A 23406-nucleotide genomic window follows, 5' to 3' on the forward strand; every position below is an offset into this window, starting at 1 on the left:
CAGTGATTAATTTTTAGGCAATGGAGGCAGCACTTTGTATAACTTAGTCATGACGCTACTCATCATTGTAAGCTTTTTAATTATTATAGCTACCTTGATGCAGCCGCAGAAACAACAAGATGCTCTGAATGCCCTTTCTGGTGGTGCTGTGTTCAGCGGCCAAACAAAGAAACGTGGCTTTGAGGCATTGATGGAGAAGATTACAGCAGTATTATTAGCAATCTTCTTCCTATTAGCCATTATTTTGGCAATACTTTCATCTAAGTAAGATAAGAGCCTCTCGATTGTGAGAGGCCTTTTTTATCGGCCTAAAAAATAAAGAAATGAGGTTATATAATGGCACAAAATGAACCAGTATTGGCTGGAGTATATGAAATTTTCCGTCATAATCCCCAAATTCAATATGATGTAGATGAAATTGAACATGAAATGGGTCGTAATCGCAATGGACGCTTTTCTTTTTCAGATTTAGTTAAGGCTTTAACGTTTTTAGAAAATGCAAAAAAGATAGTTACTGATGGACATGGTAAGTATCAATTAAATCAATTAAATACTGAAGTAGAGGGGATGTTTAGAGCTAATGATAAGGGCTTTGGCTTCGTTAGGTTAGATGACGAGGCTGCTGATGATGTATTCATTGACAAGCACAACACTAAGTTAGCCCTTGATGGCGACCGTGTTAAAGTAAAGATCATTGCTGGTGCTAATCCCTGGAATGGTAAGGGACCTGAAGGACAGGTAGAAGAGGTTCTTGAACGTGGTGTTGAAGAGTTAGTTGGTGAATTCCAGCCTTATTCTGATAGTATCGCAGCCCAATCCGGTTATATCGGTTATGTTACTAGTACCAATCGTAAGCTAAAGAAGTATAAGATTAATATTTCTGATACTGGAATTAAGCCACAGATGGGCGATATGGTAAAGATTTCAATTAGCAGGTATCCTGATGAAGATCATCCTGATGATATGGAAGCTGTTGCTTTATTAACAATTGGTAACAAGAATGATCCTGGTGTTGATATTATGTCGATTGTTGTTGACAATGATATCCGTACCGATTGGCCCCAAGAAGCAATGGATCAAGCTAATGCTATTCCTGATCATGTTACTGATGAAGATAAGGCAGGTAGGGTAGATATAACCGATCAGCCTGCTGTAACAATTGATGGCGATGACTCTAAAGACTTTGATGACGCTGTTGTCTTATGGAAGTTACCTAACGGTAATTATCACTTAGGTGTACATATTGCAGATGTATCCCACTACGTAAAAGAGAAGTCACCACTAGATCAGGAAGCTTTTCAACGTGGCAATAGTACTTACCTAGTTGACCGTGTTATACCAATGTTACCATTTAGACTATCTAATGGAATCTGTTCTTTAAATGAAGGGGTAGAGCGCTTAGTCTTATCATGTGATATGGAGATTACACCAGATGGTAGGAGGGTTGGCTATAAGATCTATCCTTCAGTAATGAAGTCACATGGCCGTATGACTTATAATAAGGTAAACCAAACCTTAGACGACAACCAAGAAGATCCTCAAGAAGAGAAGTACCGCAAGCTAAAGCCAATGCTTCAAGACATGGCGAACCTTCATAACGCCTTATATAAGCAACGTCACCAACGTGGTGCAATCGACTTTGAAGAGCCAGAAGCTAAGATTATTGTTGATGAGCAAGGTAAGCCAACTGATATTGTCTTGCATGAGCGTGGCACAGCCGAGAAGATGATTGAATCATTTATGTTAATGGCTAATGAAACTGTAGCCGAAGACTACTTTAAAAAGCACGTTCCATTCTTATACCGTGTCCACGAAACGCCAGATCAAGAGAAGATGCAGAGTTTCTTTGAATTCGTGAGTGCATTTGGCTTAAATGTTAAGGCTGATCCAAGTCACGTTAAGCCAATTGATTTACAAAAGATTGTTTCTAAGACTGAGAATACCCCAGAAGAAGCAGTTGTTCAAATGATGATGCTAAGAAGCTTGAAGCAAGCACATTATTCCCCAGAACCTCTAGGTCACTTTGGATTGGCAGCAGAATTCTATACTCATTTTACTTCACCAATTCGCCGTTATTCAGACTTGATGGTACATCGGATGATTCACGAATATGCTGACCAGGGGATGGACGATGAAGTACAAAAGCACTTTAGCTCACAATTAGATTCAGTTGCTGACCAGACTTCAACTCAAGAACGTAAGTCAATTGATACTGAACGTAGTGTTAATGACTTGAAGATGACAGAGTTTATGTCTGACAAGGTGGGACAAGTATTTGATGCGATTGTTTCTTCAGTAACTAGTTTTGGAATGTTTATTCAATTGCCTAATACTGTTGAAGGATTAATCCATATTTCTAACTTAAATGATGACTTTTATAACTTTGATGAAAAGTCGCTAACTCTTACAGGACGTAATTCTCATAAGAGATTTAAGATTGGAATGCCAATTAAGGTTAAGTTAATTAGGGCTGATGTTGAGCAGCACCAGATTGACTTTGAATTATATGATCCTAATGCTTCCAAGCGAAATAATGATTACAGGCGCAATGGTCAAAGACCACGTAACTTTAACAATAGCTACTCACGCAATCGCAATAGTAATCCAAGAAGCAATAATTTCTATAGTAGAAAAAATAATCACAGATCTAGAAATGGATTAAAGAGAAAATAACATTATGAAAGAAAAGCAAGATAATCTGATAGCTCAAAACAAAAAAGCTGGTCATGATTATTTTATTAAAGAGACGATTGAAGCAGGGATCGCCCTGACAGGGACTGAGATCAAGTCTGTCCGTGCTCGCCGCATTAACTTAAAGGATGGCTATGTCCAAATTGTAAATGGAAATGCCTTACTAGAGAATGTCCATATTAGCGAGTATAAAGAAGGTAATCGTTATAATCATGATCCATTACGCCCACGCCAATTATTACTGCATAAGCGCCAGATTGCCCGCTTAGCAGGTATTCAATCTCAACAAGGGATGACAATTATTCCCTTGAAGGTATACTTGAAGCATGGATTTGCCAAGGTATTAATTGGTGTTGGCCAAGGTAAAAAACAATACGACAAGCGCGAAACAATTAAAAAGCGTGACCAAGAAAGAGAACTACGCCGAAAGTATCGTGTTCGCTAAAAAAGCCTTTAATAATGTTGGTTTGACAACATATAAAGGCTTTTTTATATGATTTATATAAGACTAAAATTATTATATATTTAGTATTATTTGATTTTAGCTTGATAAATATGGCTGTTTTTGATAATCTGGTAAAATATTATAAAGAAAGAGATTACAAATTTTGCAGAGTAAATTTGATCAAGCTAGAAGGTCTCTTCACGATGACTTATCTGGCTCACGGGTAGATAGGTATTCTATTAAGGAAGTTTGCCAAGCAACAGGCTACACTAAGTCTACCTTTTATCGGCGTTTTAGAACCTTGCCAATGTTTATGGCATGTTGTGTAAGTCACGAAATAAGAACGCATTTGAATGAATACAGAGAACAAGACTTACTCAAGAAGTTTAGATATTTGTTGATCCAGATGAAGCAAGATGAGAATTACTTCTACAATATCTATCACTTAAGTAAGTCACGGGAATGTATTTGTGATTATTTCGTTAATGAATTGGGTAGCTTTTTGCAGCAATACTTATTGAAGAAGTATGGTGATTATTCTTATGAATTAGTTAGACAAGCTTCTAATAGTATTTATCGCGTTTTGTTTACTTGGGTTGACCATTCTTGTCAAGAAGATATTGGCAAGCTACTTAGCGAATTAAGTATTTTTATCTTTTTACTTGAGAATAACCATCCATTAGATAATAGAGATAAGTTATTGACGCAATATTCTAGCAGTATCAGAGACTAAGGATTTAACAAGCTGGAACATAATTGATGGGTAGCTTTAGTTGTGGCAATTTAAGTGGCGGTGTATGCAGTTGAGTGAACAGAATACTAATTAACAAGATAAATGGTACATCTTCGGGATGAGCAATATCATAAGTTAACTTAAAATCGCCATCAGTAACTAGTGTTTGGACGCTAGCTACTTTTTTTATACCTGAAAAGAAGCCGTAATGACCTTTTTTAATTGAGCCCTGGATCCAATAATTTAACCTGGTAATAAAGAATACATTGGCAAGTGGGCTATTGATTTTTTTGACTTTAACTATTGAGTGATTAATAACGTCAACACAGTAAGTAGTAATAAAATTAGCAGAGTCTAGATAAAGGCGTCCAATTTCTTGATGATTAATATCACTTAAGATTATCGTATTAGCAATATTACCTAACTTTCCTTGTAAGATAAAGCAAGGCTGATTGTGCTCATCTCTGATGACCGATTGACCGAGGTCTTGATTTTGAGATAGAGAAAGTGAGTAACGCATATTTATCGCCTCAAAATTACTTTATAAAGTGCCTGATTGCGTGGGCTACGCCGTTGTCATTATTATTTTTAGTAATAAAGCTAGCGAGTTCCTTGATTGGGCTAATAGCATTCTCCATTGCTACACCAACTCCAGCCATTCTAATCATTGATTCGTCGTTAAGATTATCACCAATTGCCATTACCTCATTACTGTCAATATTGCGCATCTTGGCATAGTCAATGAGGGCAATTCCTTTTTGAGCTTTAATGTTGTTGATTTCAAGGTTGGTTGAGGAACTTGCAGTTGCTACAAGATTGCCGAGGCTATTAATTTGACGACGAATTTCACGGAAGGCAGAAGGTCCTGCAGGATTAAAAGCCACAAACTTCATTACTTCGAAGTTAGGATCATCAAATAAACTCTTAAAATCTTTAACAAAAGATATTTTTAAGACTTCATCAGATCCACCAGCAAATGAAACAGCCTTTTTAAAGGTTAGGTGCTTGTTCAAGTCAACTAATAAGTCAGAAACATTAGAAATTCGCCGCATTCTAGAATCAGAGTAAACATCATCGGCAGACACAATTTCAAAGTAGCAGCCTGAATCTTTTAAAATCTCAATTATCTTTAAAGCCCGACCCCGGTCAATGGGTTCGTTAACCATTAACTTGCCATCTGTATCAAAGACCATCGCGCCGTTCAAGTTAATATAGCCTGTATGCAAGCCAACATCTTCTAGGATTTGACGAGATTCCTTTTGAGCTCGCCCAGTCGCAACTAAGAATTCTACACCCTTTTTTTGAGCGTATTTGATAGCGGCTACATTTTCAGGAGAAATTTTCATTTGGGCATTTAATAAGGTACCATCCATGTCGCTAGCAATTAATTTAATCATTATATTATCCTCCAAATTATTTCTTCAACTAATATGTTATCATGAGTCTGTGAGTAACTGAGAATTAGAAGGTTGAAAAATGAAAAAATTAATTGCTAATGATTGGGATGAAATTCTTGATCCCGTCTTTGAAAGTGAATCATATCAACGGTTACGCAACTTTTTAAAAGAAGAGTACCGCACTAAGCAGATCTATCCAGATATGTATCACATTTTTACTGCTTTTAAATTAACTCCTTTTAATAAGACCAAGGTAGTTATTTTGGGACAAGATCCTTACCATAATCCTGGTCAGGCTACGGGGATGAGCTTTAGTGTCAATCCTGGTGTTCGCTTGCCACCTTCCTTAGTCAATATCTACAAGGAATTGTATGATGATGTTGGCGCTGTTCCTGTTAATCACGGTTACTTAAAGAGCTGGGCAGATCAAGGGGTACTGCTGCTCAATAGTGTCTTAACTGTTCCATATGGTCATGCCAATGCTCACCAAGGCAAGGGCTGGGAAGAAGTAACTGATGCTGCGATTAAGGCTTTAAGTGATCGAGGCGGGGTTGTCTTTATCTTGTGGGGTAGATTTGCTCAAAATAAAATTCCACTGATTAATCAAGACAAGAACTTCATTATTAAATCAGCGCATCCTAGTCCTTTTTCAGCTAATCGAGGATTTTTTGGCTCAAGGCCATTTTCACGCTGTAATGCGGCTTTAATTAAGTTTGGCGAATCGCCGATTGACTGGCAGCTGCCAAGCCAAGTTGGTCAAGATGACCTGGCTTAACATAAATACTTTAAATCACTTTATAAAGCTTGTAGAATATATCGTGTAGAAGAGGTAATTAACTTATGAAAGTATTTGATTTATTAAAAAATAAAGCATTAGAAGAAAAGAAAACAATCGTCTTACCGGAAGGTAACGATGATAGAATTCTAACAGCTGCAAGTAAGCTATTAGCACAAGGAATTGTTAATATTATCTTATTGGGTAAGCCTGAGCAAGTTAACGCTAAAGCTAAGGAACTTGATCTTGACTTAACGGCTGCCAAGGTAATTGATCCCGATAATTATGATGGCTTTGAGCAGATGTGCAACGACTTCGTTAGCTTGCGTAAGGGCAAGAATACTATTCAAGAAGCTCAAGAAATGCTAAAGGACGTTTCTTACTTCGGGACGATGCTTGTTTATGAAGGACAAGCTGATGGCATGGTATCTGGTGCTGTTCATTCAACCGCTGATACTGTTCGTCCTGCCCTTCAAATTATCAAGACTAAGCCTGGTATGCATCGAGTATCTGGCTCAATGATTATGGAACGCGATAATGAGAAGTATATCTTCGCTGATTGTGCAATAAACATTGACCCTGATAGTGAAACTCTAGCTGAGATTGCCTATCAATCAGCTAAAACTGCCCAAATGGTCAACATTGATCCTCAAGTAGCTATGCTAAGCTTCTCAACTAAGGGTTCAGCTAGAGGCGAGATGATTGATAAGGTAAAGCAAGCAGTAGACCTAGTGAACAAGAACCATCCTGAAATAGCATGCGATGGTGAATTGCAATTTGATGCCGCATTTGTTCCTAGTGTAGCAGCTTCTAAGGCTCCTGATTCTAAGGTGGCTGGACATGCTAATGTATTCATCTTCCCAGAATTGCAATCTGGAAATATTTCTTATAAAGTTGCACAAAGGCTGGGTAACTTTGCAGTTATCGGTCCAGTGCTTCAAGGCTTAGCCGCTCCAATTAACGACCTATCAAGAGGCTGCACAATTGAAGATGCTTATCTGACAATTGTATTGACTGCAGCTCAAGCTAATGCAGATAAGGATTAATTATGACAAAAAAACTCGAAATCAATTCTGATCAAGAAATGCAACAACTAGGCTACTTACTGGCTGCTAATGCCCAACCTCATGACTTATTGCTCTTAACCGGTGACTTAGGTGCAGGTAAGACAACAATGACTAAGGGTCTGGCTCGCAATCTAGGAATTAAGCGTCCAGTCAAAAGCCCCACCTTTACCATTGTGCGTGAATATAAGGAAGGCAAGATGCCACTATATCATATGGATATGTACCGTCTGGAAGATGGTGACTTGTCCAGTATTGACTTGCCGAGTTATTTAGCCGAACCAGGCATCGTGGTAATTGAATGGCCGCAATTTATTATAGATTCCTTGCCAGATGATTATTTAGAATTACAGCTTAAGCGTGTTGATGATTCTTGGGATTCAACTAAAAGAATAGTTGAACCAATTATAAAGGGAAAGCGCAATAAAGCTTGGTGGCAAGCAGTTGTTAGTCAACTTAATAAATAGAAAAAAGCTAGTTAGGCTGAATTAGATCAGCTTAACTAGCTTTTTGATTGCTTCATCACCGAAGCGCCTATTTTGACTGATTAAGATTTCTGCACAAGCTTCACTATCACTTAAGGCATTGTGGTGGTGCCATAAGTTGATCTTAAGTGCATCGGAAACAGTGTTTAATTTATAATTAGGTAGCTTATCCTCTAAAGCTCGGCTAGTCGCTAAGGTATCAATAACTAGGTAGTGGGGTTCGTCAATATCATAGCGTGCCAGTGACTTCTTTAAGACATTGCAGTCGAACCTAGCATTATGCGCTGCCACTAACATCCCTGGCTGGTATAGATTCTTGATCTTAGGCCAGACTTCTGCCATCGTCGGCGCATTCTTAACGTCATCGGCAGTGATACTGTGGATCTTAATATTTTGTTTATCAAAGGGCATTTGGGGATTAATCACAGTATAGAAGCGGTCAACAATCTTGTTATTTCTGACCATGACTAGGGCAAGTGAGCAGGCACTCTCAGCTAGGTGGTTAGCTGTTTCGAAATCCATCGCAATAAAATTCATCTTTTACCATCTTTTCTATGTTTAAACTAAAATCAGTATATCATAGGTAGAAAAGTTAGCGATTTTTGCGGTATGATAGGTAGGACATATTAATTAAAAAAATCAAGGGTGTGGCAACATGAGATTAATGGATTTAAAAGATAAGGATATTAATATACAAGAGAACGTCCCACTATCTAAATTTACATTTACTAAGACAGGTGGACCAGCTGAATATCTGGCCTTCCCTAAGAATATTGAAGAATTAAAAGAACTAGTTAAAGTAACTAAGGACAACAACTTGCCACTAACTGTTATTGGTAATGCATCTAACTTAATTATTAGGGATGGTGGAATCGACGGTCTAGTAGTTATCTTGACTGAGATGAAGACAATAACTGCTGATCCAGAGTCTAAGACAGTGACTGCAATGGCTGGCGCTAGAATTATTGACACCTCAGAAGTCGCTTGTCAAGCAGGCTTGTCGGGTCTAGAATTTGCAGCTGGAATTCCTGGAAGTGTTGGTGGTGCCGTCTTTATGAATGCAGGTGCTTATGGTGGTGAAACCGAATATGTCATTAAGTCGGTTGATGTATTAACTAGGGATGATGAGTTTAAGACCTATACTCATGATGAAATGGAATTTGATTATCGTCATTCAATTGTACAAGATACTGGCGATATTGTATTAAGTGCTACGTTCGGTCTGGTAGAAGATGATAGTCTAGCAATTAAGGACCGAATGGAATACTTTAACGGCTTAAGGCGAGCCAAGCAGCCGCTAGAGTACCCATCTTGTGGTAGTGTATTTAAACGTCCTACAGGTCATTATGTAGGACCAATGATTATTAAAGCTGGCCTTCAAGGCAAGAGTATTGGCGGAGCCCAAGTATCTATGAAGCACGCTGGCTTTATCGTGAATGTTGGCAATGCGACAGCAACCAATTATTTAGATTTAATTCATTTGATCCAAAAAACAATTAAAGAAAAGTTTGACGTTGAATTACATACTGAAGTACGAATTATTGGCAAAGAAAAGGACTAAGAACTCAAGGCTACAAGTATGATGCTTGTAGCCTTTTGCATAATGGGGTGAATTTATGAGCAATATCATTAAGCTAGAACACGTAAAAAAACAATATGATGACGGCTTTGTAGCCTTAAAGGATATTAACATAACTATTGAGTCAGGGAAGTTTTATTCTTTGCTGGGTCCATCTGGATCAGGCAAGACAACTATCTTGAGAATTATTGCGGGCTTTAGTGAACCGACTGAGGGGCGGGTTTTATTTGATGGACAAGATATTACTCATCTAGACGCTTCTAAACGGCAATTAAATACCGTCTTTCAAAATTATGCCCTGTTTCCGCATATGAACGTTTATGATAATGTTGCCTTTGGCTTACAATTAAAGAAAAAAGAAAAAAATGAAATCAAAAAAGCAGTTAAAGATGCTCTGCACATGGTGCAACTGGATGGCTTTGCTAATCGTGAAATTGCGGAACTTAGTGGTGGTCAGCAGCAACGTGTAGCAATTGCCCGTGCCTTAGTTAATGAACCGAAGGTCTTATTATTAGATGAATCCTTATCAGCTCTTGATAAGCGCTTGCGCAAGGATATGCAATTCGAACTTCGTGAAATCCAAAAAAAACTAGGCATTACCTTCATCTTCGTAACTCATGACCAGGAAGAGGCATTAGCAATGAGTGATGAAATCTTTGTTCTAAATGAAGGTAAGATCCAGCAGAGTGGTAGTCCGGTAGATATTTATGATGAGCCGGTTAATGACTTCGTTGCGAGGTTTATTGGCGATTCCAATATCTTAAACGGCCGCATGGTTAAGGACTTTGAAGTTGAGTTTGGTAATCATACTTTTGAGTGTGCTGATGCTGGGATTAAGCCGGGCGAGAGAGTGGAAGTTGTTTTAAGACCGGAAGATTTGGATATTACTAGTGTCGATAAGGGCAAGTTACATGTCAGAGTTGAGAGCCAGCTATTTTTGGGGGATCACTTCGAGATTAAGGCGATTGATACCGATGAGAATGAGTGGTTAATTCATTCAACTAATTCAACTAAGGTAGGTAAGGAAGTTGGCTTATACTTCGACCCAGAGGATATTCACGTAATGCGCTTTGGTGAAAGTGAAGCTGAGTTCGATAAACGGCTAGAGTCATACGAGGGAGGAGATTAAAATTGAAAAAGCGCAAGTTAATTTTTCTCGTGCCATATTTAGCATGGATTGCCTTGTTCGTAATTATGCCGATAATTCTGATTACTGTTTATGCTTTTAGGGATGAACATGGATTTACATTAAGTAACTTCTCCCAGTTCTTCACTAATGGGACGTTTTTGAGGATGACTTTGAATTCATTTTGGTATGCATTTTTGATTACGGCACTAACTTTGTTAATTTCATACCCGACTGCTTATATCTTAAGCAGGATGAAGAACCAGCAGTTCTGGCTATTATTAATAATCCTACCAACATGGATAAATTTACTCTTGAAGGCTTATGCCTTCATCGGAATCTTTGGTAAGGGAGGACTGGTGAACAGCTTCTTAGGCTTATTTGGTATTGGACCTGCTAATATTTTATTTACTAATGCGGCCTTTATCTTCGTTGCTGCCTATATTGAATTGCCATTTATGATCTTGCCAATCTACAATGCCATTTGTGATGTTGACCCAGCCGTGATGCAAGCAGCTAGTGACTTGGGAGCTAATAAGTGGCAAGCCTTTAAGCGAGTATTATGGCCCTTATCTAAGTCTGGTGTTCAAGCTGGCATTGAAGCGGTCTTTATTCCATCATTGTCACTATTTATGTTAACTAGGCTGATTGGTGGTAATCGTGTAATTACTCTAGGTACAGCGATTGAGGAATACTTCATGACGACAATGAATTGGTCAATGGGATCGACTATCGGTGTAGTATTAATCTTCTTAATGATTATCGTCATGATTAGCACATCTTCTTCAGCTTCCCGTAGAAAGAAAAGGGAGGTCAAACTATGAAAAGAATTAAATGGTCCCGCCTATATATTGCCTTAGTCTTAATTATCCTATATATTCCAATTTTTTATTTGGTCTATTATTCATTTTCTAGTGGACAGAACATGGACCGCTTCGGGCATTTTACTTGGGTTCATTATCAAGAATTGTTAGCCGATAGTCGCCTCTTAGCAATCTTTTTAGAAACAATCTTGCTAGCTCTCTTATCTAGTCTAGTTGCAACCCTAATTGGTACCTTGGGAGCAATCGCAGTCAGCCAAATCAAAAATAAAAAGATCAAGCAGCTGCTTTTGACCTTAAACAATGTCTTAATGGTTTCACCAGATGTGATTATTGGGGCGAGTTTCTTGATTTTCTTTACTGCTTTGGGTATTGGCTTGGGCTTTGGTTCAGTCTTATTAAGTCACATTGCCTTTTCGATTCCAATCGTGGTCTTGATGGTCTTGCCTAGACTGAATGAGTTTGACTATTCCTTAGTTGATGCAGCTAGGGACTTAGGTGCCAGCAATTGGCAGGTATTTAGTAAGATCATGTTACCAGGGATTACGCCAGGGATCTTGTCGGGCTTTTTCATGGCTTTGACGTATTCTTTAGATGACTTTGCCGTGACGTTCTTTGTAACTGGCAACGGCTTCACTACACTATCAGTAGAAATCTATTCTCGTGCCCGCCAGGGGATCAATTTGGAGATTAATGCTTTGAGTACGATTATGTTTATCTTGGTTATGATAATTGTCATCGGTTATTACTTCATTAGTAGCCGCTCTGGTAAGAAAGGTGGCCGCCTATTATGAAAAAACTCGTAATAGCTATCTGTTCGATCTTGGTAGTCTGTCTAGGCTTAGGGCTTGCAGCTCAGAAGCTAGAAGGTAACAGCTCATCAAGTGGTAATAAGAACTTAATAATCTATAATTGGGGCGACTATATTGACCCCAAATTAATTAAAAAATTCGAAAAACAAACCGGCTATCACGTCATCTATGAAACCTTCGATTCCAACGAAGCTATGTATACTAAGATTAAGCAAGGTGGAACTGGATATGATATTGCAGTCCCATCTGATTACATGATTTCTAAGATGAGGAAGGCTAACTTACTAGAGAAGATTAATACTAAGAAGATTCCTAACTTTAAGTATATTGGTTCGCAATTCTTAGGTAAGTCATTCGACCCTAAGAATGAATACTCGATTCCATATTTCTGGGGAACATTAGGGATTGTTTATAATGACAAGTATGTCAAGCAAGGCTCAATTAAGCATTGGGATGATCTTTGGAAGAAGAATTACCGCCATAATATCTTATTAGTTGATTCAGCTAGAGATATTATGGGTCTATCTCTAGCCTCAATGGGGGCTTCCATGAATACTAAAGATTCCTTGAAGCTGAAGATGGCTAAGACTAAGCTTGATGGCCTAGGTCCTAACGTTAAGGCAATTATCTCTGATGAATTGAAGATGTACATGATTCAAAATGAAGCCGCCATCGGTGTAACTTGGTCAGGTGAAGCAAGAACAATGCTTGATTCCAACAGCCACCTGCACTACGTTGTTCCGCCAGAAGGTTCTAACCTCTGGTTCGATAATATCGTCATTCCTAAAACCGCCAAAAACAAAAAAGCTGCTTATGCTTTTATCAATTTCATGTTAGAGCCGCATAACGCAGCCCAGAATGCTGAATATATTGGTTATGCGACGCCTAATATTAAGGCCCAAGCGCTCCTGCCTAAGGAGATTAGGGACGATAAGCAATTCTATCCTTCCCAGCAAGCTATGAAGAATTTGCAAGTATACCAAGACTTAGGTCCTAAGAAGGTTCAAGAATATAATGACCTGTTCTTAGAATTTAAGATGTATGGTCGCTAAAAATTTAAAAGAAAGTGAGGTAGGCAATTGAATATTAATATCAACCCAAGCCAAATCTTTACCTGGCAGAATCTAATGAATGTGCTGGATATTTTAATTGTTTGGTACATTATTTATCGCTTAATTATGCTAGTTAAGGGAACTAAGGCAGTCCAGTTAGTTAAGGGAATCTCCTTGATTGTCTTAATTAGGATTATTGCAGGCTTCTTAAATCTGCATACTTTGACATATTTCGTCGATCAAGTTCTATCTTGGTCGGTAATCGGAATTATTGTGATCTTTCAACCTGAGATCCGTCGCGGGCTTGAACATCTGGGTCGATCGCCAATCTTTGGCGGTTCGACTGGCGGAGCTAAGAAGAACTCCGAACATATGGTGCATGAGCTAGACAAGGCAATTCAATATATGTCTAAGCGCCGGATCGGGGCATTAATTACGCTCCAGCAGAGCACAGGGTTAGATGATTATATTGAAACCGGTATTCCATTAGATGCAGATATATCTGGTGAATTATTAATCAATATCTTCATTCCCAATACCCCTCTGCATGATGGGGCAGTAATCATTAGTGATAACAAGATTGCTGTGGCTTCGGCCTATCTGCCCTTATCTGATAACACAATGATCCCTAAGAAGTTAGGTACTCGTCACCGGGCAGCGGTTGGGATTTCAGAAGTGACAGATGCAATTACTATTGTTGTTTCTGAAGAGACAGGCGGGGTAACTATCACCCGCAACAGTCAGTTCATGCTTGATTTAACACGTGAAGAATACATGAAGTACCTAACTGCTCAACTAGTCCCAGCGGAAAAGGAAAAGCCTAAGTGGTATCAACGGATGCTTAATAAAATTTGGAATTGGGGGTCAAATGATAAATGAAAAAGTTTTTTGATAAGCCCTGGTTTTATAAAGTTATTGCGCTACTCTTAGCGGTCTTGTTTGCGATTTATATTAATTCTAACCAGCAAGGATACGTTTCTCAGAGTAAGCAGAGTATTACTAATATTACGGCAACTAAGAAGCAGACTATCAGAGTACCGCTTCAGGTATCAGTAGATACTGATAAGTATTATGTAACAGGCTATCCTGAGAAGATTAATCTTACCTTGCAAGGCAACAATGCCTTAGTTACTTCGACAATCAATACTCAGAACTTTCGGGTCTTCATTGACTTGAATAAGCTGAAGGTGGGTCGACACAATGTTAAGGTCAAGGTCAACGGCTTGAGTAATCAGCTTAGTGCCGTAACCTCACCTAAAACGATTACCGTTAATATCCAAAAAAGAAAATCTAGGTCCCTTCCAGTTCAAATAGAGTATAATAGAGATGCCGTGCCAAAAAGCTATAATATTGGAACGTCAAGTATTAATCCTTCCGTTGTTCGCGTAACCGGTGCTAAGAGCGAAGTCAACCAGATTGATCGCATTGTAGCTAAAGTTACCCTGCCTAAGGGGCAGTCAGTATCTTATACTAGAGAGGTAATTTTAGTTGCGGAGGATTCTAAGGGACGCCAATTGAATGTAGTAATTAATCCAGTTACTGCAAGTGTGCATATTCCGATTTCTTTACCACATAAGAAGGTAAAAGTTACCGTTACTCCTCATCATGAAGCAGACAAGAAGATATATTCACTTACTGCTGATAAGAATGAGGTTGTAGTCTACGGAAAAGAAGAATACTTGAAGAAGTTAAAGAGCATTCCGTTGGATGTTGACTTATCAGGTATTGGAACGGATACGGTCAAGAATATTCCTTTAAAGAAACCAGAAGGTATTGTTAGAGTCGATCCTGAGGAGATCTCAGTTAAGATTAAGGTCTCTGATGGCTCAGCTAAAAAAGAATAATATAAATTAAGAAAGGTTGTTTATTTACAATGCTTAAATATTTTGGTACAGATGGTGTTAGAGGTGTAGCCAACGCAAGTTTAACTCCAGAGATGGCGTTTAAGTTAGGACGTGATGGTGGATATGTTCTAACTAAAGACAAGAAGCCTGGTCAAAGAGCTAAGGTCTTGGTATCTCGTGATACTCGTATTTCTGGACAGATGTTAGAATACGCCTTGATCTCTGGCTTATTATCTGTGGGGATTGAAGTCTTAGAAGTAGGCGTAATTACTACTCCAGGTCTATCTTACCTAGTAAGGGCACAAGGTGCAGATGCTGGTGTACAGATCTCCGCATCTCACAACCCAGTCCAAGATAATGGAATCAAGTTCTTCGGTAGCGATGGCTTGAAGTTATCAGACGCTAAAGAAGAAGAAATTGAAAAGTTAATCGACGCTCCAGAAGATACCTTGCCAAGACCATCTGCAGAAGGCTTAGGCACTGTAACTAGCTATCATGAAGGTGCATCCAAGTACTTACAATTTATCGAGAACACCTTACCTGAACAATTAGATGGTATCAAGGTAGTTGTCGATGGTGCTAACGGCGCTGCTAGTGCCTTAATCTCACGCCTATTCGCTGATATGGGCGTAGAATTCACAACGATTGCTACTCATCCTAATGGCTTGAATATTAATGACCACGTAGGTGCAACTCACACTAAGAAGTTGCAAGAAGAAGTTGTTAAGCAAGGTGCCCAATTAGGTTTAGCCTTCGATGGGGATGCTGATCGCTGTATTGCTGTTGATGAGAATGGTAATGAAGTTGACGGTGACCACATTATGTACGTACTTGGTTCTTACTTAGCCGACCACGGTCGTCTTAAGAAGGATACTATTGTAACTACTGTCATGAGTAACCTGGGCTTCACTAAGGCATTAGAGCGCCGCGGACTTAAGAATGTTAGAACTAAGCAAGTTGGTGACCGTTACGTATCAGAAGAGATGCGTGCTAATGGATATAACCTAGGTGGTGAACAATCAGGCCATATTATTATTAGCGACTACCACAACACTGGTGATGGGATGCTTACTGGCTTGCACTTACTCTATGTTATGAAGGATACTGGTAAGTCATTAAGTGAATTGCTAGCAGACTTTAAGGAATACCCACAGCGCTTAATTAATGTTCCTGTGCGTGATAAGTCTAGCTGGAAGCAATACCCAGCAATTGCTGCAGCAATTGAGAAGGTAGAACAAGAAGTTGAAGGCAATGGTCGTATCTTCGTTAGACCTTCAGGTACACAAGAATTACTTCGTGTTATGACTGAGGCTCCTACTCAAGAACTTGCAGATAAGTACTGCCAAGAAGTAGCTGATGTTATCCAAGAAGAAATGGGCATTGAAGAATAAGTCATTAGATAATAATTATGAAACCGCTCTTTTAACTAGGGGCGGTTTTTTTGTATAATCTAGATTGAAAGATAAACAAAGGAGAATCTTATGTCGATTAAATTATTAGCTGTTGACTTAGACGGCACACTATTAAATTCAGATCAAAAGATTAGCTCTCAAACTAAGTCTGCCTTGCAAAAGGCAGCTAAGCTAGGGATTAATGTGGTGCCTTGCTCAGGGAGACCATTCCCAGGAGTTAAGGGCTACTTAGATGAGTTAGGTCTTGCAGGAGATAATCAATATGCGGTGACCTTCAATGGTGCCTTGGTCTTTAACTTGAAGGGTGATATCTTAGTTAAAGACTTACATAGTTATCAAGACTTACTCTACTTCAAGCAGGTAGCCCAAGAATATCAGATGCCACTTCATGTAGAACTAGAAGATAGGTTCGTGACGCTAGAACACTTCATTAACTACCATATGTCGCGGGAGAGTTGGCTTACTAAGATGCCGATTGATGTTAAAACATTAGCTGAGATACCGAAGAACTTCCACTTCACTAAGGCAATGTATACAGGAGATCCAGATAGAATCAAGGAATTCTTAGCTGAGATGCCTCAAGAGATATTTACTAAGTATAATGTATCTACTTCTGATGAAACTCTGGTAGAGATTAATACCTCTACTGCTTCTAAGGGACATGCCTTATTAGAGTTAGGTAGAGAATTAGGAATTAAGCCAGAAGAAACAATGATCTTCGGCGATCAGAAGAATGATATTTCAATGTTTAATGTTGCTGGCTTCAAGAAAGTGGCAATGGGTAATGCTATTGAAGAGATCAAGCAGCGTGCCGACTTCGTTACTAGGTCTAATGATGAGGACGGGATAGCATACGCACTTAAGCAGCTAGTCTTTTAAAATAACGAATTGAAATAAAATCACCCTAAAAACTATAATTACTAGTTATTATTGAATCTATTATTTGTTATTTTGTTAAAGAATTACCCAAATCTGCAACTGTGATAATTATTAACCTATTAGATAATTAAGTGTTCAAAAGCAACTTTGTATATAATTTACATTCTAGTACCTGAAAAATTGTTTAGGTACTATTTTTTAAGTATGAAAGCGCTAATCTAAAACTAATAAATAACACATAAGTCGATTTTGATATAAATCTGAACTAAAAAAATTATAAAATATTATAATACTAGCATTCTAAATCTAGCTATGTTACGATGAGGCTGTAACTAAATAATGTTATTATAAGCAAAGGGATATAGTTATGAAAAAAGATAGATTTATTGTCGAAAGACAAAGACAACGTTATGGTATTAGAAAAGTTGTGGGTAAGACAGCTTCTGTATTACTAGGAACGACACTCTTTGGTGTGATGCTTAATAGTGGTACAACTGTCCATGCCGAAGTTACTCAGAATGCTCAAGAGCAAACTTCACAACAGTCTGATACTACGCAATCAAATAAGCAGGAAGCTGCTAACTCTGAAGCCACTAAGGCAACTGATGCAGCTGTGACTAAATCTACCACTTCCCCAACTCAAACTGGGGGGGTAGCTGGAGGTACTATTGACGGCGCTCAGACTGAATCTACATCAACTACTGATAGTAAGAAATCTGAAGCTACTACTGATAGTAGTAAATCAGCAACTACTACACTTAACCTAAGTACTTTTAGCGCAAGTCCTAAGCTGTCTGCTGCTAGCCTTACTGAAAGCAAGGCAGCTGCCACTGGTGAAGACCGTGATATTACTGGTGATGACGGTACTGATTACAACAATGGTATGATCAATGCCGATAAGTATGGCAAAGATACTATTTCTTTAAATAATGATAATGATCCAGCTAAGGCAACCGAAACCACTACTTCTTATCTAAATACTGAAAACGAGCAGTGGACGTGGGGAACTTCTGGTTATGCACCGGGTTCTTGGGGCACAACTTCAATTGGAAAGGATGAACGTCCTGAAGATGCAGCTAACGGTGCCTATATTCGTGATATTACCGATGCTTATTTAGCTTCTGGTGGTCACTTGAATGAAGGTGAACGCCGCTGGGAAGTTGTCTGGAACCGTCAGATTGGGCAACAAGCAACTTCTAATCCATGGTTCAGTCTTATCTTGAGTAAGGATCTCGAGATCAAGGGCGATATCACCATGACCTATACTCACCTGGACTACTTTACAACTGATAACGGTAAATATAACAAGGCGATTGTTTTTGATCCAAAGACTGGTCCAAAGACTATCGCAGTTATTAACAATCCAGGAAGAAAGGTATTCTTCTATGATGATTACGGCGCAGGTAAAGATCAATATGCTGAAAACTTACAGCAATGGAACTACATTGACCTCCAACACCCAGAAAAATGGGATGTAAGTTGGAATGATCATGTAGGTAACCTTGCAAAGGCTTATGAAGATATCCTGCGTACTGCCCGCACAGGTAGTGCAGGTAACACTTATGTTAACCAAGGTTTCACTAGCGGTACTGACAATACTTCTAACCCAATCCAATTTGGTAGTGAGCCATATAAACAAGGTGCTGGCTGGATCGATACTAAGGTGGAAGGTGATAAGTTAGTCACCAAGAATGCAGATGGTTCGCCAGTTAGCTTAATTGATGTCGGAACAGATCCAAAATATGCTGACTATGCCTTGAATACAAGTAATCCTAAGGCTGCAATGTATCTAGGTGATACATACACATTTATGTACAATACAGCAACTGGTTACTCATTCTTTGGTATGAGAAAGGCTTATGCCCAATTCACTACTGGTAAGAAGGAAGGCGTCAGTTTACCAGATGGCTTTAAGTCAAGAATTATTGCTGGTTATAAGTCATTCGACCGTACGTCTAACTTCCGCCGTGTTACAGAAGTTGAACTGAACAATGATACTAAGAACTACAAGGTAGTTGTTAGTGAAATGAACCACACTAACGATCCAGATTTGCCAGAGCGACAATTTGAAGTTGGTGTTAAGGGTGGTAAGACTGTTAATACTTCAACAAGTGCTGCTGTTCCAATCAGCCCTGCTGGCTATGTAGCAGCTGATACTCCTGTAGATGGTAATATAGCACAACCTAAAGTGCATAACATGGTTTATACTTACCAGACTAGCGGGGATGCAGCTGACTTAACTGCTAGTGACTTTACACTTAACTTAACTAATGGTACGGCTACTGATAATGCTGCAACTAATCCACTTGCTGCTAGTTTAATGACTTTAGCTGCTATGCCTGCTGGCAATAGTGTTACTGGTACTTTAGGCAATGGCATTAACTATACAATTACTTCGAACTATGATGCAGCTAACCGTACCATGACTTACAACATTGACTATACTGGTCATGAATCAGAATTAAACTTAAACGTTAGGAACGTAACAGTTATCGAAGGCAAGGATGTACCAGATGATACAACTGTAGCCGAATCTACTCAAAACTATGCGAAGATTCAACCAACTACAGAAGATCATGGCTTGATTATCGATGAAAATGGTAACCTAACTGGTGCAGTTAGAGGCTTGACTTGGACAGATGGTCAAACCAGCCAAACTATCACCATTCCTGTGACTGCTAAGGGTACTAACCCAACCACTAATAAGGAAGAAAGTGTTACTAAGAATGTCGTTGTTACAGTACAACGTGCTTTAACAGCTAATGCAACTCAAGGCCAAGCTGTTGAAGGTCACGAAGTTGCTTCAGGCCAAAAGGTAATTACTTCTAACTTGCCTAATACTACCTTTACTCCACAAGAAACTAACGGCTTAAGTGTTGATAAAGATGGTAACTTAATTGGCACACCAACTGACTTAACTTGGACAGATGGTCAAACTAGTCAAACTGTCTTTATTCCAGTTAATGTTTCAAATGGTAACCAACAATTAGATAACCCAGTTTTAGTTCCAGTAGAAGTTATTAAGAGTATTACTCCAAGTGTTCAACTAAACACGGTTATTGCTGGCGATCCTGTAGGGGCTAATACTGTGGGTGTTAACTTCAATGGCGGCGACTTCACTGTTACTGATTCAGATACAGTTAATGGCTTGAAGATCGATGAGAACGGTCACTTGACTGGTACCCCAACCATTACTAATGGCAAGAATATTCAAGCAGTTGTTATTCATACCAAAGTCAAGGACAACTTAACTCAAGATGTCCTTAAACGTGATGTCCAAGTAGTTATTGTTAATAAACTGACTTTTGATACGACTACAAAGACAGTAGTCGAGGGACAAGCAGCACCGACTGAAACTGTAGTAACTCCAAACATTACTGAATCCTCAATCTACAGCACTGCAACAAATGGCTTGAGTGTTGACCAAAATGGTAACTTAACTGGTACCCCAACAATTACTGACTGGAAAGATGGCGAAAATAGCCGTGACGTTGAAATCCCAGTTGTAGTAACTAACCCAATTGGTAATATCTTGCAAAGAGCAACAGGCAATGTCACTGTTACTGTAATTCGCAAGCTTGACGCTACTACTAATCCAGCAACTGTAACTAACAATAAACCTGCTGAATCAACACCAGTTGTAGTGCCAAATATGACTGGCTCAACTATTAGCTCAACTCCAACAAATGGTTTAAGTGTTGATGAGAATGGTAATTTAACTGGTACTCCATCAATTACTGATTGGAAAGATGGCGAAACTGAGCGTACAGTTGATATTCCAGTAACTGTTACTAATGAATTTACTGATAAAGACGGCAATAAGACACCTCAAACAGTAACTAAAACTGTGACTGTCACAGTTCAACGTGATTTGAATGTTAAGGTAACTACTCCAAATCCAGTTCCTGAGAATAAGCCAGTAATCGCAACCAAGGTAGTTGAGCCAAACTTACCAGATAGTGAAATTACATCAACTCCAACAAATGGCTTAAGCGTTAACAAAGATGGCAACTTAACTGGTACCCCAACAATTACTGATTGGAAGACTGGCGAAAAGGAACGTACAGTTAATATTCCAGTCACAGTTAAGAATGGTGACCAAGAAATTAATACAACTGTAACTGTTACCGTAACCCGTTCTCAAAGTGGTATCTATGAACCACAAGGTCAAGATCAAACGGTTAACAAGAATGAAACTCCAGATGCATCCAAGAGTATTGCCAATAAGAATGACTTACCAGATGATACTAAGTATGACTGGAAGACTCCAGTAGATACTTCAACTTCTGGTGATAAGCCAGCTACAGTAGTAGTAACCTACCCAGACAAGACTACTGATGAAGTAAATGTCACAGTTCACGTTAACAATGATGCAGAAAGTCATGAACCACAAGGTCAAGACCAAACAGTTAATAAGGGCGAAACTCCAGATGCATCCAAGAGTATTGCCAACAAAGATGACTTACCAGATGGTACTAAGTATGATTGGAAGACTCCAGTAGATACTTCAACTTCTGGTGATAAGGATGCTACAGTAGTGGTAACCTACCCAGACAAGACTACTGATGAAGTAAATGTCACAATTCATGTTAACGACGATGCTAAGAGTTATGAGCCACAAGGCCAAAACCAAAACGTTAACAAGAATGAGACTCCAGATGCATCCAAGAGTATTGCTAACAAGGATGATTTGCCAGATGGTACTAAGTACGACTGGAAGACCCCAGTAGATACTTCAAATTCAGGCGATAAGCCAGCTACTGTAGTGGTAACTTACCCAGACAAGACTACTGATGAAGTTGACGTCACAGTTCACGTTAACGATGATAGTCAAACTGACGATTTGCAGGGTCAAGATCAAACTGTCGCAAGAAATGAACAACCAGACCCAGAAAAGAGTGTTGCTAACAAGGATGATTTACCAGCTGGCACTACATACAGCTGGAAGGATCCAATTGATACATCAACTTCTGGTGATAAGAGCGCAACTCTTGTAGCTACTTATCCAGATGGTTCTAAGGATGAAACTAACGTAACTATTCATGTCTTGACTGACGCTGAGGCTAATAAGCCACAAGGTAAGGATCAAACTGTAAATAAGGGTGATGAACCAAAGGCAGAAGATAGTATCGCTAACAAGAAAGAATTGCCAGATGGTACTAGCTACGACTGGAAGACTCCGGTAGATACTTCAACTTCAGGTGATAAGCCGGCCACAGTAGTAGTAACCTACCCAGACAAGACTACTGATGAAGTCAATGTCACAATTCACGTTAACGATGATTCTGAAAGTAACCAACCACAAGGTAAGGACCAAACCGTAAATAAGGGTGCCAAGCCAGATGCTGGTGACAGTATTGCCAACAAGGATGACATGCCAGACGGTACTTCATACAGCTGGAAGGATCCAATTGATACATCAACTTCGGGTGATAAGCCAGCCACAGTAGTGGTAACATACCCAGATAAGACTACTGATGAAGTAAACGTTACAGTTCACGTTAATGATGATGCCGCAACTTATGAACCACAAGGCCAAGATCAGACTGTAAATAAGAATCAAACTCCAGACGCATCAAAGAGTATTGCTAATAAGGATGGATTACCATCTGGTACTGAGTATGGCTGGAAGGACCCAATTGATACGTCAACTTCGGGTGATAAGCCAGCCACAGTAGTGGTAACATACCCAGATAAGACTACTGATGAAGTAAACGTCACAGTTCACGTTAATGATGATGCCGCAACTTACGAACCACAAGGTCAAGATCAAACCGTAAACAAGGGTGATAAGCCAAAGGCCGAAGATAGTATTTCTAACAAGAAAGACTTACCAGATGGTACTAACTACGACTGGAAGACCCCAGTAGATACTTCAACTAAGGGTGATAAGGATGCAACAGTAGTAGTAACTTACCCAGACGGTTCAACAGATGAAGTGCCAGTTAAGGTTCATGTAAATGATGATTCAGAAACATATGAACCACAAGGTCAAGACCAAACTGTCGATAAGGGTCAAACGCCAAAGGCCGAAGATAGTATTACTAATAAGGATGATTTGCCAAAGGATACACACTACGACTGGAAGGATCCAATTGATACAACCACTCCAGGTGATAAGAATGGTACAGTAGTGGTAACTTACCCAGATGGTTCAAAAGATGAAGTGGACGTAAATATCCATGTGAATAGTGATGCAGATAAGTACGATCCACAAGGTAAGGATCAGACTGTGAACAAGGGTGATGAGCCAAAGGCCGAAGATAGTATTGCTAACAAGGATGACTTGCC

General features: G+C 39.2%; 20 protein-coding genes. 17 read left to right on the forward strand and 3 right to left on the reverse strand.

Going from position 1 to position 23406, the window contains the following annotated elements:
* Positions 1 to 34 precede the first annotated feature (34 nt).
* The 4 genes from secG (at position 35) to J2Z60_RS04250 (ending at position 3869) form a co-directional block, all read left to right on the forward strand.
* Positions 35 to 268 carry a preprotein translocase subunit SecG gene (gene secG, locus J2Z60_RS04235; protein ID WP_209686431.1) on the forward strand — a complete coding sequence of 78 codons (234 nt, stop codon included), beginning with the start codon at positions 35 to 37 and terminating at the stop codon, positions 266 to 268.
* A gap of 68 nt (positions 269 to 336) precedes the next feature.
* Complete coding sequence (gene rnr / locus J2Z60_RS04240; protein ID WP_209686432.1) at positions 337 to 2673, forward strand: ribonuclease R; 2337 nt, start codon at positions 337 to 339, stop codon at positions 2671 to 2673.
* 4 nt (positions 2674 to 2677) lie between these two features.
* A complete protein-coding gene (smpB, locus tag J2Z60_RS04245) occupies positions 2678 to 3136 on the forward strand; it encodes an SsrA-binding protein SmpB (protein ID WP_209686433.1) in 459 nt (152 codons plus the stop codon).
* A 163-nt stretch (positions 3137 to 3299) separates the two neighbouring features.
* On the forward strand, positions 3300 to 3869 hold the full coding sequence (locus J2Z60_RS04250) for a hypothetical protein (RefSeq protein ID WP_209686434.1): 570 nt from the start codon (positions 3300 to 3302) through the stop codon (positions 3867 to 3869).
* Positions 3870 to 3873: 4 nt separating this feature from the next.
* Here J2Z60_RS04250 and J2Z60_RS04255 read toward each other — a convergent pair whose 3' ends face one another.
* Together J2Z60_RS04255 and J2Z60_RS04260 are read right to left on the reverse strand one after the other, a co-directional pair.
* Positions 3874 to 4389: an LURP-one-related family protein gene (locus tag J2Z60_RS04255; protein WP_209686435.1), complete on the reverse strand. Its 516-nt coding sequence runs from the start codon at positions 4387 to 4389 to the stop codon at positions 3874 to 3876.
* Positions 4390 to 4405: 16 nt separating this feature from the next.
* Positions 4406 to 5266, reverse strand: a complete 861-nt coding sequence (locus J2Z60_RS04260; RefSeq protein WP_209686436.1) for a Cof-type HAD-IIB family hydrolase — start codon at positions 5264 to 5266, stop codon at positions 4406 to 4408.
* Between the two features lie 79 nt (positions 5267 to 5345).
* Between J2Z60_RS04260 and J2Z60_RS04265 the strand changes: the two genes are divergently transcribed.
* The 3 genes from J2Z60_RS04265 (at position 5346) to tsaE (ending at position 7572) form a co-directional block, all read left to right on the forward strand.
* Entirely contained in the window at positions 5346 to 6041 is a 696-nt protein-coding gene (locus tag J2Z60_RS04265) for a uracil-DNA glycosylase (RefSeq protein ID WP_209686437.1), read from the forward strand.
* Positions 6042 to 6106: 65 nt separating this feature from the next.
* Positions 6107 to 7087, forward strand: coding sequence for a phosphate acetyltransferase (pta, locus tag J2Z60_RS04270; protein ID WP_209686438.1), 981 nt, complete (start codon positions 6107 to 6109; stop codon positions 7085 to 7087).
* 2 nt (positions 7088 to 7089) lie between these two features.
* Positions 7090 to 7572, forward strand: coding sequence for a tRNA (adenosine(37)-N6)-threonylcarbamoyltransferase complex ATPase subunit type 1 TsaE (gene tsaE / locus J2Z60_RS04275; RefSeq protein WP_209686439.1), 483 nt, complete (start codon positions 7090 to 7092; stop codon positions 7570 to 7572).
* A 21-nt stretch (positions 7573 to 7593) separates the two neighbouring features.
* On the opposite strand, the gene J2Z60_RS04280 is transcribed toward tsaE, so the two are convergent.
* Positions 7594 to 8127 carry a 3'-5' exonuclease gene (locus tag J2Z60_RS04280; RefSeq protein WP_209686440.1) on the reverse strand — a complete coding sequence of 178 codons (534 nt, stop codon included), beginning with the start codon at positions 8125 to 8127 and terminating at the stop codon, positions 7594 to 7596.
* 118 nt (positions 8128 to 8245) lie between these two features.
* On the opposite strand from J2Z60_RS04280, the gene murB reads away from it, so the two are divergent.
* From murB to J2Z60_RS04330, 10 genes are all read left to right on the forward strand, one after another.
* The gene (gene murB, locus J2Z60_RS04285) at positions 8246 to 9151 is read left to right on the forward strand and encodes a UDP-N-acetylmuramate dehydrogenase (protein ID WP_209686441.1); all 906 of its coding nucleotides are present in this window, start codon (positions 8246 to 8248) and stop codon (positions 9149 to 9151) included.
* A gap of 55 nt (positions 9152 to 9206) precedes the next feature.
* Complete coding sequence (locus J2Z60_RS04290) at positions 9207 to 10298, forward strand: ABC transporter ATP-binding protein (protein ID WP_209686442.1); 1092 nt, start codon at positions 9207 to 9209, stop codon at positions 10296 to 10298.
* 2 nt (positions 10299 to 10300) lie between these two features.
* A complete protein-coding gene (locus J2Z60_RS04295) occupies positions 10301 to 11119 on the forward strand; it encodes an ABC transporter permease (RefSeq protein ID WP_209686443.1) in 819 nt (272 codons plus the stop codon).
* Entirely contained in the window at positions 11116 to 11910 is a 795-nt protein-coding gene (locus tag J2Z60_RS04300; protein ID WP_209686444.1) for an ABC transporter permease, read from the forward strand. Before J2Z60_RS04295 ends, J2Z60_RS04300 begins: the two co-directional genes overlap by 4 nt.
* Positions 11907 to 12980, forward strand: a complete 1074-nt coding sequence (locus tag J2Z60_RS04305) for an ABC transporter substrate-binding protein (protein ID WP_209686445.1) — start codon at positions 11907 to 11909, stop codon at positions 12978 to 12980. The genes J2Z60_RS04300 and J2Z60_RS04305 overlap by 4 nt, the downstream gene beginning before the upstream one ends.
* A 75-nt stretch (positions 12981 to 13055) precedes the next feature.
* Positions 13056 to 13859: a diadenylate cyclase CdaA gene (cdaA, locus tag J2Z60_RS04310; protein ID WP_209686454.1), complete on the forward strand. Its 804-nt coding sequence runs from the start codon at positions 13056 to 13058 to the stop codon at positions 13857 to 13859.
* A complete protein-coding gene (locus tag J2Z60_RS04315) occupies positions 13856 to 14824 on the forward strand; it encodes a CdaR family protein (RefSeq protein ID WP_209686446.1) in 969 nt (322 codons plus the stop codon). The genes cdaA and J2Z60_RS04315 overlap by 4 nt, the downstream gene beginning before the upstream one ends.
* A gap of 29 nt (positions 14825 to 14853) precedes the next feature.
* Positions 14854 to 16215, forward strand: coding sequence for a phosphoglucosamine mutase (glmM, locus tag J2Z60_RS04320; RefSeq protein ID WP_209686447.1), 1362 nt, complete (start codon positions 14854 to 14856; stop codon positions 16213 to 16215).
* Between the two features lie 90 nt (positions 16216 to 16305).
* Complete coding sequence (locus J2Z60_RS04325; protein WP_209686448.1) at positions 16306 to 17115, forward strand: Cof-type HAD-IIB family hydrolase; 810 nt, start codon at positions 16306 to 16308, stop codon at positions 17113 to 17115.
* A gap of 367 nt (positions 17116 to 17482) precedes the next feature.
* On the forward strand, positions 17483 to 23406 hold a 5924-nt coding region (locus tag J2Z60_RS04330; RefSeq protein ID WP_245328712.1), incomplete at its 3' end, for a Rib/alpha-like domain-containing protein.

Origin of the sequence: Lactobacillus colini (assembly GCF_017874575.1) — a bacterium.
Classification (GTDB): Bacteria; Bacillota; Bacilli; order Lactobacillales; family Lactobacillaceae; genus Lactobacillus; species Lactobacillus colini.